The following is an 11,998-nucleotide window of genomic DNA, read 5'->3' on the forward strand; positions in this document are numbered from 1 at the left end:
GGGCTCAGGCCAGCAAAGCGTTGATCTCCTCGATCTCCAGGTCCTGGAGGGCCCAGTTGATGCCGTAACCCACTACCTTGCTCAGCTCCCGGACCTGCTGGTCCACGTCCCGGGTGGTGACCGTCAGGGGCTGCTTGCCGTGGCGGAGGCGGGTCTCGTCCAGCTCGGCGATGCCCGCCTCCTCCAGGAGGTCCGCCGCCAGGGTGACGGCCTCCACCACCGTGGGCACCCCGATGGAGTAGACCGGCACGCCCAGCGTCTCCCGGTCCAGCGCCGCCCGGTGGTTCCCCACGCCGGAGCCGGGGGTGATGCCGGTGTCGCTGATCTGGACGGTGGTGCACATCCGGCCCACCCGCCGGGCGGCCAGGGCGTCGATGGCGATGACCAGGGCGGGCTGCACCTGCTCCACCAGCCCCCGGACGGACTCGGCGGACTCCACGCCGGTGGTCCCCAGCACCCCCGCCCGGAACACCGCCACAGGGCGGAAGCCCGCGAAATGCTTCGGCATGGCGGCGATGAGGTGCCGGGTGACCAGCACGCTGTCCGCCGCCAGGGGGCCCACGGCGTCCGGCGTCATGGCGGCGTTGCCCAGGCCCACCACCAGGACAGGGCCCTGGCCGGGGAGCATGGACTTCAACTGGCTCCCCACCGCCCGGACGGCCCGCTCGAAAAAGTCGGCCTTGCGCTGCCAGAAGCTGGTGAGGTCGATGGTGAGATAGCTCCCCTGGGGCTTGCCCAGGGCCTCCTCCCCGCGCCGGTCCAGGATGTCCACGCGGGTGACGGAGTACCCCTCCTCCTTGGACTTCGTGGCCTTCACGCCGGAGAGCCGCGTGGTCTTCTCCGCGGATTCCTGCCAGAGCTCCCTGGCCTCCAGGGCCAGGTCGGTGCGCTTCGCAAACATAGGGCCGCCTCCCAACGAGAAAATTTCCGGTCTTATGTTCTGCGGAAAACGGCGGAATATTCAGGTGCCCTCCGTCACCAGCGGCAGGTCCACGATGGGGATCCGGCGGCTCATGGCATACTGCATGGTGTATCGGGTGCCGCCGGGGGTGCCGTCGAAGACGGCGATGAGCAGGGAGGCGTGGTCCACCATGTACCGGTCCCGCCGCTGCATGCAGGAGGGGGTATAGCGGGAAGACACCAGCGTCTCGAAGTCGCAGGCGTCCACCAGCCTCCGGTAGCGGGCCCGCTGGTCCGGGGCCCAGTCGTCCGCCTGGGTGGGGCAGGGGAGGGCGGCCTCCACGGTGACGTCCGGATGGACCGCCTTGAGCTCCAGGACGGCCTCGCAGAAATAGAGGTCGCAGCCCAGGGCCATGCCGCAGAGGAAGTGCCGGTGCCCCTCCTCATAGGCGGCCCCCACGGCGTCGGCGATGCGCCGCTTGAGGGAGAGGCAGCGGGGGTCGGCCTCGTCATAGCGCCAGGGCAGCTTCCCGGGCCGGTGGCCGGTGAAGCAGCAGCTGATCTGTCTCGACCGCATGGGGGACCTCCTCTCCCGGTAAGATCACGGTCTCATTATAGAACATCCGTTCTGAAATGTAAAGCCTTTTCTTTTCCGGCCCGAAGGGGTATAATGGGCAGCGAGGCGGTCCGCCGCCGGGAAAGGAGAGACGGCGATGTTATGTTCCACCCTCTGCTATCTGGAGCGGGGAGACGAATACCTGATGCTCCACCGGGTCAAGAAGGACCACGACGTGAACCAGGGCAAATGGATCGGCGTGGGCGGGAAGTTCCAGGACGGGGAGAGCCCGGAGGAGTGCATCCTGCGGGAGTGCCTGGAGGAGACGGGCCTGACGCTGACGGAGTACCGCTACCGGGGCCTGGTGACCTTCGTCTCCGATGAGGCCCCTACGGAGTATATGCACCTCTTCACCGCCTCCGCCTGGACGGGGACGCCCCGGGAGTGCAGCGAGGGGGAGCTGGCCTGGATCAGGAAGGAGGACCTGCTGTCCCTGCCCCTCTGGGAGGGGGACAAGCTCTTCCTCCGCCTGCTGGACACGGATGAGCCCTTCTTCTCCCTGAAGCTCCGCTATGAGGGGGAGCGGCTGGCCGGGGCGGCGCTGAACGGGAAGGACTGCTTATGAAAAAGCCGTCCCTGCCGGGGCGGCGCGGACGAGCGGGCAAGAAAAGCCTTGCATTCGTTGGGGGATCTGGTATATAGTAGGGAGAGCTGTCGGAAAACGGGCGGAGCCGGAGCTCCGCCCGCTCGAGGCCGGGATGGATCCTGCCTGGGGAGACGGGGTCAGCCCCGCTCTCTCCGCTTGGGAGAGGTGAAGGCGACCAGCCAGGAGACCACCAGGATGGCCGCGCCCACGGCGTAGCCGATATAGTAGAACTTCTGCTTCTGGGTCTCGGGGTCGTTGGTGAAGAAGTCGCCGATCTGGCCGCCCAGGATGAAGGCCATGGCGATGGGGACGATGAACATCAGGCAGACCTTCATGAACAGGTTCAGCCAGTGGATCTGCTCCGCGCCGTGGTGGATCTCGTCGGTGATGGGCTTCACGCCGATCTCCCAGCCGATCATGATGCTCATGATCAGCGCGCCGGCGGGCATGGCGATGCCCTCGGACATCATGTCCATGAAGTCCAGCCAGCAGTCGTTCCACGGGCCGATGACGAAGCTCTGGAAGGGCACGGGCACGAACCGGGCGTTGCCCAGGGCGTCCACGTTGCTGCCAAGGCCGTCCAGGGCCACCACGGCGGCCTCTACCATGACGGCGAAGCAGACCCAGAACACGGTCTTGGGCCGGTCCCCCTGTTTGCCCTTCGTCTCCGCGTGGTCCAGCAGGAAGGTGGTCACCACCTCGATCAGGGCGATGGCGGAGGAGATGGCGGCGATCAGCACCAGGAGGTAGAAGATGACGCCGAACAGGGGGCCGACGGCGCCCATGGCCTGGAACACGTCCTGGAGGGTGATGAACAGCAGCTTGGGGCCGCTGAGGGTGGCGCTGGGGCCGTAGGCCGCCACGGCGGCGGGGATCACGGCGATGCCCGCCATGAGGGCCACGATGGTGTCCGCCGCCACGACGACGACGGAGTTCTTCACGATGTTCTGGTCCTTCTTCATATAGGAGCCGTAGGTGATGGTGATGCCCATCGCCAGGGACAAAGAGAAGAACATCTGCCCGCCGGCGGTGGCCAGGACGGAGACGAAGCCGGGAGCCGTCTCGATGAAGCCCGCCTCCACGGCGTAGCCGGGGACGAACATGAACTTCAGGCCCTCCGCCGCGCCGGGCAGGGTGACGGAGCGGATGATGATGATCACCAGCATGACGAACAGGGCGGGCATGCCCACGTTGTTGAACTTCTCGATGCCGCCGGAGATGCCGCCCCGGTTGATGAGGTAGCAGATGATCATGAACAAGAAGGTGAACATGACGCAGCCGAAGGGGTTGGTCAGCATGGCGCCGAACAGGTCCGCGCCGGTCTTGACCTCCGCCCCGGCGAAGGCCAGGTTGCTCAGGTTCAGGGCCATATACTCGATGCAGTAGCCGCCCAGGACGGTGTAGAAGCTGAGGATGACGAAGGGGGAGAACACCGCCAGCCAGCCCACCCACTTGAACCGCCCGGACAGGGCATGGTAAGCGCCGATGGTGCCCTTGCCGGTCTTCCGGCCCATGGCCAGCTCGGCCATCATGATGCTGAAGCCCACGAAGATGGCCAGCAGCACATACACGATCAGGAACGTGAAGCCCCCGGACTTCCCCATTTTGTAGGGGAAGCCCCAGATGTTGCCCAGGCCCACGGCGGAACCGATGGCAGCCATCAGGAACCCCAGGTTGCTTCCCCAGGACCCTCTTTGATTTTCCACAAAAGATGCCTCCTTTTTTGGTAATAATGAAGAAATATACTATAGATCCTCCGATACGTCAATAAAAAACGAGAAAAAAATTCACAAAATGTTTTTACTATATGGAAGATCGTCCATTTCACGCTTTGAAGCGGGACGGTCCCTTATGCAAATATCACAATGACGAGCAAAGGATGGGACTTATGCAACAGTTCAAACCAGTGACGAAACAGGACGGCGCCAAGCTGCGGCGCTACTACAAGGACTGTGATTACGGCCTGTGCGAATACTCCCTGGGCACCAAGCTCATGTGGAAGAAGGTGCTGCATCCCGCCTGGGCGGAGATCGCGGGGTGCCTGGTGGTCCGGAACCGGGACGCGGGGGGGTGGAACTTCGACTACCCCGTCCCCGGCCCCGAGGGGGACGTGGAAGCGGCCCTGCGGGCCATCGAGGCGTACTGCCTGGAGGCGGGCCAGCTCCCCGTCATCTCCATGGTGCCGGAGCACAAGGCCGCCCAGGTGCTGAGCCGGTACCCCTACGTCCGGGTCAGCGACATCCGCACGTGGCGGGACTACGTCTACTACCGGGAGGACCTCCAGTACTTCACCGGGCGGCGCTACTCCGGCCAGCGGAACCACATCAAGAAATTCCGCGCCCAGTGGCCGGACGCCCAGGTCCGCCGCCTGACGGCGGAGGACGCCCCCGCCGTCGAGCGGTTCTGGCAGGATTACGAGGCGGAGTTCCCCAAGGGGGACAACGCCAAGGCCCGGGACGAGCTGGCCCTGGCGAAGAAGATGCTGAAGCTGGCGGGGAAGCCCTGGTTCATCGCCGGGGGCTTCTTCGACGGGGACAAGCTCATCGCCCTGGCCCTGGCGGAGAAGTGCGGGGACACCCTGATCGTCCACATCGAGAAGGCGCTGTACTCCTATACCGGCGTGTACCCCGCCTTCGTCCAGGCCTTCGCCGCCGCCTTCGGGAGGGACTGCCAGTGGATCGACCGGGAGGACGACGCGGCGGACAAAGGGCTGCGGACCTCCAAGCTGCAGTACGGCCCCGCTAAGCTGGCCCCCAAATACCGCTTCGAGCCCATGAACGAGCTGATGCGCCACATCACCGAGATCCCCGAGGTGGAGACGGCCCGGCTGACCCTCTCCGCCCTGAGGGAGGAGGACATCCCGGCCTATAACGCCCTGGTGCTGGACCAGGAGCGGAACCGCTGGTGGGGCTATGACGACGTGGCCGGCCTGGGGGGGCCGGTGGAGGAGCGGAGCTTCTTCGAGGTGGCCCGGCGGGACTTCCGGGACCGTCTTGCGGTGAACTTCGCCGTCCGGCTGGACGGGGCGCTCATCGGCGAGGCGGTGCTGTACAACTTCGACTGCCGGGGCGGCGCGGAGCTGGGCTGCCGGATCGACAAGGCCCACGCCGGGCACGGCTATGGCACCGAGGCGTTCATCGCGGCGGCGGAATGGGGGCTGTACAAGCTCCACCTGGGCCGGGTCTTCGCCAAGTGCTTCCGGGAGAACGAGGCGTCCTACCGGATGCTGTCCTCCTGTATGCGCAGGAGCGGCGAGGACGAGACCTTCTACTATTTCGAGAAATTGGTGTGAAAAAGGACGCCCCGTGCCGGTCGAAGGCGCGGGGCGTCCCCTCTTGGGATCAATAGAACTCCTTGATGTAAGCCTCCACGTCGGCCCGGGTGCCCATGTAGGGCCCCGGCGTCTCCATCTTCAGGGAGACCAGCGCCGTGGCGGTCTGGAGGGCGGTGGGGATGTCCTGGGTCAGCCGCTCGTTGATGTAGCAGGCGAAGGTGGTGTCCCCCCGGCCCGTGCGGCCGGAGAGGCTCCGGGCCTTGATGGGGCAGGTGTAGATCTGCTTGCCGTCGTAGACCAGCACCTCGCTGTTGTGGGTGATGAGGACCTCCTTGGCGCCCCAGCCGTAAAGGACCTTGGCGGCCTCCACCCGGTCGGTGAGGCCGGTGAGGATCTCCGCCTCGGCGGCGTCGGTCTTCAGGAAGCGGACGTAGGGGAGCATCTCCCGCTTGGCCTCCCAGTCGTGGTAGACCATGCCGCCGTCCTCCGCCCAGCGGAGCATGCACTGCACGTCGATGGCCACCATGGCCTTCTTGGCGGCGAAGGGGACGATCTCATTGGGGATGTCGCCGCCGACCAGGCCCGCCAGGTGCCAGATCTGCGCGTCGATCTCGGCGGGGATCTCCTCGGGCCGGTAGGGGTCGATGACGCTGTCCACGGTGGAGGTCCGCCGCTCCCGGTCCGGGGTGTGGTAGACGTTCTTGGTGACGAAGGAATGGGTGCTGTGGAGCGGGAAGACCGTGACGTTGGGCGCGGGGGCGAAGGCGGCGGTCAGGTCGATCTGGCTGGTGTCCGCCTTGGGCAGGACGGCGGTCTTGTGGCCCATGTTGGCGGCGGCGAAGCCGGAGTAGTACACCGCGCCGCCCACGGCCTGGACGGTGGTGCCGTCGTAATCCACGTTGGTGTCCTGGGCGGTCTCGCCGATGATAAGGGTGTTGAAACGGCTCATCTCATCTCCTCCTTCCGGATGGCCTCATCGGCCTCGACGAACTCTTGGAACGACGGGCTCCAGAGATGGAAGTCCCGGCGCTCGATGATGGCTTTGTAGGCGAAGGAGTCGTGGACCCGCTCCGGCAGGATGACGGCGGTCCGGGCCTCGTCGCCGTCCCGGTGGGTGTCGGACCCGGCCAGGCGGAAGTACTCGGGATGCCGGCGGCAGAGCTCCAGCGCCTTGTCGTTGTTGTTCTCGTGGCGGGGGTTCCCGTTGATGATCTCCGCGCCGTGGACGGCGGTCTCCTGGACGGGGGCGCTGCCCTTGCGGAAGGGATGGGCGTGGATGATGAGCACCTGGTCGTGGTACTTGTCGAAGAACTCCTGGGCGCTCATGCAGCAGATGTAGGGGTTGGAGCGGAGCCACTGCTCGTCGATGCCGTAGACCAGATAGTCGTTGTCGTTCTCCGGGAAGCGGAGCTCCGCGCCCAGGATGACGTCCAGCCCCACCTCGTCGCCCCGCTTCTTGGAGGCGTGGTATCCGCTCAGGTAATGGTCCATCACCTTATCCCAATCGTGCTCGGTGTCGATGCGGGAGAGGTACTCGGGGTGGAGGTGGTCCGTGACCACCAGGCCGGTGAAGCCGTTGCGGACGTAGCGGTCCACCACGTCGGCGGCGAACAGGTGGCCGCAGCGGCTGGTCTCGGCGGTGTGGGTGTGGGGGTCGTAGCGATAGCCGTTCATGATAGGATTCCCTCTTTCATAAATGGGGGCGGGAGCCCCCTGTGTTGTCGGCTCAGGCCTCGTGCAGGTCCCGGCAGGTGCTCCGCCGGATCAGCGTGGGCATGAGGATCTGGTGGACATAGCCCTGGGTGCCGTTCTCGATCTTGTCCCGGAGCATGTCCACCGCCTGGACGGCCATGTCCCGCTTGGGCTGCTCCACGGTGGTCAGCTCGATCCGGGGCAGGGCCGTGGAGGAGATGTTGTCGAAGCCGATGAGGCTCAGGTGGCCGGGGATGTCGATGTGGGCGTCGTCCGCCGCCTTGAGCACGCCCAGGGCGTTGGAGTCCGTGGAGGCGAAGATGGCGGTGTAATCCACCGGCTTGGCGAAGAGCTCCCTGGCCAGCTGGTAGCCGTTGTTGATGGAGGAGCGGGTGAACTCGCTGTTGAAGAACCGGGGCGTCAGCCCCAGCTCGTGGCAGGCCCGGATATAGCCCTCGGCCCGGAGCTGGTGGGTGGCGGTGTGGCGGCGGCCGAAGTAGAGGATGTCCCGGTGCCCCAGGTCGTGGAGGTACTTCGTGCCGATATAGGTCCCCCGGCTGTTGTCCACGGCCACATAGCTCTGGGGCTGGTCCCGGAGGTTCTCGCTGAGGAAGACGGTGGGCACCTGGTCGGTGTAGGCCCGGATGTTCTCATAGGTCTTGGGGCTCTGGGGGACGATTAGGATGCCGTCCACCTGCCGGCTGAGGAGGAGCTTGACCACGGTCTTCTCCTGCTTCAGGTCCGGGCCGGAGTTGCAGAGCATGATGTTGTAGCCGTGGCCCCTGGCGCTCATCTCGGCGTAGTAGGCGATCTCGGACATGAACTGGTTGTCGATGGAGGGGACCACCAGCCCGATGAGGCCGGTGCGCTTGGTCACCATGGAACGGGCCACGTAGTTGGTGGTGTAGCCCATCTCGTCGCAGAGCTTGATGATGCGCTCCCGGGTGTCGCTGCCGATCTGGTGGCTGCCGGAGAGGGCGCGGGAGACGGTGGCGTAGGAAACGCCGGCGGCTTTGGCGACGTCCTTCAGGGTCACACTTTTCATAGGCTTTCCTTCCTTTCCGCCTCGCAGAGGACCGCAAACGTTTCCGCTTTATTTTTTTAGAGCGGACAGACTGCGGCCCGTTCGGATCGTCAAATAAAGGATATCTTATTTTCCTGCCAATGTCAATAACGATCTGGATTTTTCCTATCTTTGGGCAGAAAAACGAAAAAAGATCGAAGTCTTCGGCGTTTGGCATATTGACAAAGGACCGGGGTTTCATTTAGAATAAACGTGAAAAGCCGCAAACGTTTACGAGTGGGCCGGGAACGGTCTCACCGCCTCCGGGGACGTGTCCCCGGGGGTTTGCGAGACTAAGATCTATATAAGGAGGAACTTTTTATGACCCCCGATATCCAAACGATCTTCTTCGACGTAGGCAACACGCTGCGCATCGTGCTCAAGGAGCAGGACTTCATCGACAAGGCCGAGGCCGGCCTGATGGAGCTCATCGAGACGAAAGAGACCCATGACGAGCTGTTCGCAAAGCTGGAGGAGCGCTGGAAGAAGTACCGCAAGCAGTCCAAGGATACCCTGCTGGACGCCTCCGAGGGCGAGCTGTGGACCCAGTACATGCTGCCCGAGTACGAGCCGAACATGATCTTCGCCAACGCGGCGAAGCTCACCCGGCTCTGGCGGGACCACGACGGCCGCCGCGTGGCTCGGGCCGACGCGGTCGCCACCATCAAGGAGCTCTGCGCCCGGGGCTATACCTTGGGCATCATCGCCAACACCGTCACCGAGACGGAGATCCCCGACTGGATGGCCGCCGACGGCGTGGCCCAGTGCTTCAAGACCACGATCCTCTCCTCCAAGGTCCGCCTGCGCAAGCCGGATCCGGAGATCTACCACCTGGCCTGCCGCTGCATCGGCACCCCGGAGGCCAACTGCGCCTACGTGGGCGACAACCCGGTCCGGGACGTGGAGGGGACTCAGGCCGCGGGCTTCGGCATGATGATCCGCATCGACGAGCCGGACACCCTGAACATGGAGCACGCCACCGGCAAGGAGTTCACCCCCGACCACGTGATCACCGCCCTGAGCCAGCTGCTGGATATCTTCCCTGCCCGTACTTGACAGAAGGAGGAACGCCATGGATATGACAAAGCGCTATAAAGCCGTCTTCTTCGACCTGGGCGGCACCCTCCGCATCGCCCTGCTGGAGGAGCCTTACATGAAGCACGCCCGCCGGAAGATGGCGGAGATCGCCGGGTCCCCCGTGCCTTACGAGGAGTTCTACCAGATGATCGAGGAGCGCTACGAGCCCTACCGCAAGTGGGCCCTGGGCGAGAACAAGGAGTCGGGCGACGAGGAGCTGTGGTGCAAATGGCTCCTGCCGGACTACGACCAGGCCCGCATCAAGCAGGTCTGCCACGAGCTGAGCTTCCAGTACCGCCAGTGCAAGGGCCGCCGGGTGGTGGTCGACGGCGGCGTGGAGGTCATCAAGGGGCTCCACGACCGGGGCTATAAGCTGGGCATCATCTCCAACCTGATCGGGGAGAACGAGGTCCCCGACTGGCTGGAGGAGGACGGCCTGGACCAGTACTTCGACTCCGTCATCCTCTCCTCCGTCTGCGGCCTGCGCAAGCCCTGCTCGGAGATCTACGAGGTGGCGTGCAAGGACCTGGGCGTGGCGCCGGAGGACTGCGTGTCCGTGGCGGACAACGTGAAGCGGGACATCACCGGCGCGAAGGAAGCGGGCATCGGGGCCAACATCATCTTCCGCTCCCCGGAGAAGAAGCACGCCGTGGAGTTCACCGCGGCCAACGAGCCCGACGCGGTGGTCAGCGATTTCCGGGAGATCTTGGACCTGCTGCCGCCCCTGGACTGAATGGACCGCGGGGCATCCGGGGGCGGAGGCCCTCCGGGCGCGTCCCCGTCCCGGCACCATCCACATATATGAAAGGTATGAAGGAGGCTGATATCGCATGGATACCGATATCCGTTACATCTTCCTGGATCTGGGAGGGACCTTCCGGGTCATCGACGAGGATCCCGCCTATCTCTCCGCCGCCCGGGCGAAGATCGCGGAGCTGTGCGGCGTGGAGACCAGCGATCCCAACCAGTGGTTCGAGGACGTGATCGACAAGCGCTATGACAAGTACCGGGAGTGGGCGCTGAAGTTCATGTGCGAGGCTCCGGAGGAGGTCCTCTGGACCCGCTGGCTGGCCTATGACATGGACCGGGAGCGCATCCTGGCGAACGCGGCGGAGCTGACCTATCAGTACCGCCAGACCAAGGGCCGCCGCACGGTGGTGCAGGGCGGCGCCGAGACCGTCAAGGAGCTCTGCGCCCGGGGCTACACCCTGGGCATCATCAGCGACCTGGTGGGCAAGCGGGAGGTGGACGAGTGGCTGGACGCCGACGGCCTCCGGCCCTACTTCAAGACCGTCCAGCAGTCCTCCATCACCTACATCCGCAAGCCCGGCCCCGCCATCTATTACTACGCCATGGAGGAAGTGGGGGCCCAGCCGGAGAACTGCTGCTATGTGGGCGACAACCTGGACCGGGACATCGTGGGCGCCAAGGCCGTGGCCTTCGGCATGACCGTAGCGGTGCAGTACAACAAAGGGAAGGCCCTGAAGCTGACGGAGGAGAACATGCCCGACGGCAAGATCTACACCTTCCCCCAGCTGCTGGACATCTTCCCCCAGCGGGGCCGGGTCGCGGCCGACAAGCTGATCCCGCCCACGGACGGACAGTGATCTTTGATTTCATCGACATAGGAGGTCATCCATATGGCAGACTTTAAACGCGGCGGCGCTCAGCTGGCTGAGGCCGTCAAGAAGGCATACGGGCTGGGCCAGGACGACTATCATCTGGAGCCCATGGTCCTCGTGGAGGACGGCAGGCCCGTCGGCAAGATCGCCGACGGCGACGCCGCCATCTTCTGCTGCCGCCGGGGCGAGCGGGAGATCGAGCTGACCGAGATGTTCACCGATCCGGAGTTCGACAAGGCGGAGCGCCGGATGCTCCGGGACCTGGACTTCGTGATCATGACCATGTACCACGATAAGTTCAAGGACCTGCCCATCGCCTTCGCCCCCGCCAAGGTGGTGAAGCCCCTGGCCCAGGTCCTCAGCGAGGCGGGGAAGACCCAGTTCCACTGCGCCGAGAGCGAGAAGTTCGCCCACGTGACCTTCTTCTTCAACGGCGGCGAGAACGAGCCCTTCCCCGGCGAGGACGACGTGTGCATCCCCTCCCCCAAGGGCATCGACTTCGACCAGAAGCCGGAGCTGTCCCTGCCGAAGGTGGCCGACACGGTCATGGACGCCCTGGGCAAGTATGACTTCGTGATCACCAACTTCGCCAACGGCGACGTCATCGGCCACACCTCCAACACGGAGGCCAAGATCCAGGCCTGCGGCTATGTGAGCCAGTACCTGGATAAAGTGGTCAACGACGCCCTGGGCAAGGGCTATGTGGTCGCCATCACCGCGGACCACGGCAACATCGAGAAGCTCTATACCGCCGCCGGGAAGCCCGACGGGGCCCACACCACCAACCTGGTGCCCTTCATCATGATCGATCCCGCCGACAAGGCCCCCATCCAGCTGCGGGACGGCTCCCTGGGCGACGTGTCCCCCACGGTGCTGGACGTCATGGGCATCCCCCAGCCCGCGGAGATGGACGGCAAGTCCCTCTGCGAGGGCAAGGACTGGGGCGAGGGGCGCAAGATGCTCCTCATCATCTGCGACGGCTGGGGCCTGGGCACCGGCGACGAGGGCGACGCGATCCATGTCGCCGACACGCCCTATTGGGACTCCCTGCTGGCCGGACAGTCCTGGTCGAAGCTGCGGGCCTCCGGCGAGTCCGTGGGCCTGGGCGCGGGGAAGGCCGGCAACTCCGAGGCGGGCCACTCCAACCTGGGCGCGGGCCGCTGCGTGA

General features: G+C 65.0%; 12 protein-coding genes. 6 read left to right on the forward strand and 6 right to left on the reverse strand.

Features of this window, described 5'->3' with window-relative positions:
* Positions 1-4 precede the first annotated feature (4 nt).
* Both gpr and QZ332_RS08795 read right to left on the reverse strand, forming a co-directional pair.
* Positions 5-901: a GPR endopeptidase gene (gene gpr / locus QZ332_RS08790; RefSeq protein ID WP_295764465.1), complete on the reverse strand. Its 897-nt coding sequence runs from the start codon at positions 899-901 to the stop codon at positions 5-7.
* A 60-nt stretch (positions 902-961) separates the two neighbouring features.
* On the reverse strand, positions 962-1,477 hold the full coding sequence (locus tag QZ332_RS08795; protein WP_295764466.1) for an SLOG family protein: 516 nt from the start codon (positions 1,475-1,477) through the stop codon (positions 962-964).
* Between the two features lie 136 nt (positions 1,478-1,613).
* On the opposite strand from QZ332_RS08795, the gene QZ332_RS08800 reads away from it, so the two are divergent.
* Positions 1,614-2,081, forward strand: coding sequence for an 8-oxo-dGTP diphosphatase (locus tag QZ332_RS08800; RefSeq protein ID WP_295764467.1), 468 nt, complete (start codon positions 1,614-1,616; stop codon positions 2,079-2,081).
* A gap of 158 nt (positions 2,082-2,239) precedes the next feature.
* On the opposite strand, the gene QZ332_RS08805 is transcribed toward QZ332_RS08800, so the two are convergent.
* On the reverse strand, positions 2,240-3,808 hold the full coding sequence (locus tag QZ332_RS08805; RefSeq protein ID WP_295764468.1) for a sodium-dependent transporter: 1,569 nt from the start codon (positions 3,806-3,808) through the stop codon (positions 2,240-2,242).
* Between the two features lie 182 nt (positions 3,809-3,990).
* Between QZ332_RS08805 and QZ332_RS08810 the strand changes: the two genes are divergently transcribed.
* On the forward strand, positions 3,991-5,394 hold the full coding sequence (locus tag QZ332_RS08810; RefSeq protein WP_295764469.1) for a GNAT family N-acetyltransferase: 1,404 nt from the start codon (positions 3,991-3,993) through the stop codon (positions 5,392-5,394).
* 49 nt (positions 5,395-5,443) lie between these two features.
* On the opposite strand, the gene QZ332_RS08815 is transcribed toward QZ332_RS08810, so the two are convergent.
* From QZ332_RS08815 to QZ332_RS08825, 3 genes are read right to left on the reverse strand one after another with little or no spacing between them, the layout of a single operon-like run.
* Positions 5,444-6,325 (reverse strand): PfkB family carbohydrate kinase, encoded by an 882-nt coding sequence (locus QZ332_RS08815; protein ID WP_295764470.1) that lies wholly within the window; start codon positions 6,323-6,325, stop codon positions 5,444-5,446.
* Positions 6,322-7,050, reverse strand: a complete 729-nt coding sequence (locus tag QZ332_RS08820; protein WP_295764471.1) for a PHP domain-containing protein — start codon at positions 7,048-7,050, stop codon at positions 6,322-6,324. Before QZ332_RS08820 ends, QZ332_RS08815 begins: the two co-directional genes overlap by 4 nt.
* Before the next feature lie 52 nt (positions 7,051-7,102).
* Complete coding sequence (locus tag QZ332_RS08825) at positions 7,103-8,113, reverse strand: LacI family DNA-binding transcriptional regulator (RefSeq protein ID WP_295764472.1); 1,011 nt, start codon at positions 8,111-8,113, stop codon at positions 7,103-7,105.
* Between the two features lie 339 nt (positions 8,114-8,452).
* On the opposite strand from QZ332_RS08825, the gene QZ332_RS08830 reads away from it, so the two are divergent.
* From QZ332_RS08830 to QZ332_RS08845, 4 genes are all read left to right on the forward strand, one after another.
* Complete coding sequence (locus tag QZ332_RS08830; RefSeq protein ID WP_295764473.1) at positions 8,453-9,187, forward strand: HAD family hydrolase; 735 nt, start codon at positions 8,453-8,455, stop codon at positions 9,185-9,187.
* A 16-nt stretch (positions 9,188-9,203) separates the two neighbouring features.
* Entirely contained in the window at positions 9,204-9,941 is a 738-nt protein-coding gene (locus QZ332_RS08835; protein ID WP_295764474.1) for an HAD family hydrolase, read from the forward strand.
* Between the two features lie 97 nt (positions 9,942-10,038).
* Positions 10,039-10,815 carry an HAD family hydrolase gene (locus tag QZ332_RS08840; RefSeq protein WP_295764475.1) on the forward strand — a complete coding sequence of 259 codons (777 nt, stop codon included), beginning with the start codon at positions 10,039-10,041 and terminating at the stop codon, positions 10,813-10,815.
* A gap of 33 nt (positions 10,816-10,848) precedes the next feature.
* On the forward strand, positions 10,849-11,998 hold a 1,150-nt coding region (locus tag QZ332_RS08845; protein WP_295764476.1), incomplete at its 3' end, for a sulfatase-like hydrolase/transferase.

Origin of the sequence: uncultured Oscillibacter sp. (assembly GCF_910584465.1) — a bacterium.
Lineage (GTDB): Bacteria > Bacillota > Clostridia > Oscillospirales > Oscillospiraceae > Oscillibacter.

Bases quoted from the DNA above. Each gene is read 5' to 3' on its own strand.
- QZ332_RS08840 (WP_295764475.1), top strand. From the start codon at position 10,039: ATGGATACCGATATCCGTTACATCTTCCTGGATCTGGGAGGGACCTTC.
- QZ332_RS08800 (WP_295764467.1), top strand. From the start codon at position 1,614: ATGTTATGTTCCACCCTCTGCTATCTGGAGCGGGGAGACGAATACCTG.
- gpr (WP_295764465.1), bottom strand. From the start codon at position 901: ATGTTTGCGAAGCGCACCGACCTGGCCCTGGAGGCCAGGGAGCTCTGG.
- QZ332_RS08795 (WP_295764466.1), bottom strand. From the start codon at position 1,477: ATGCGGTCGAGACAGATCAGCTGCTGCTTCACCGGCCACCGGCCCGGG.
- QZ332_RS08835 (WP_295764474.1), top strand. From the start codon at position 9,204: ATGGATATGACAAAGCGCTATAAAGCCGTCTTCTTCGACCTGGGCGGC.
- QZ332_RS08810 (WP_295764469.1), top strand. From the start codon at position 3,991: ATGCAACAGTTCAAACCAGTGACGAAACAGGACGGCGCCAAGCTGCGG.
- QZ332_RS08825 (WP_295764472.1), bottom strand. From the start codon at position 8,113: ATGAAAAGTGTGACCCTGAAGGACGTCGCCAAAGCCGCCGGCGTTTCC.
- QZ332_RS08830 (WP_295764473.1), top strand. From the start codon at position 8,453: ATGACCCCCGATATCCAAACGATCTTCTTCGACGTAGGCAACACGCTG.
- QZ332_RS08820 (WP_295764471.1), bottom strand. From the start codon at position 7,050: ATGAACGGCTATCGCTACGACCCCCACACCCACACCGCCGAGACCAGC.
- QZ332_RS08815 (WP_295764470.1), bottom strand. From the start codon at position 6,325: ATGAGCCGTTTCAACACCCTTATCATCGGCGAGACCGCCCAGGACACC.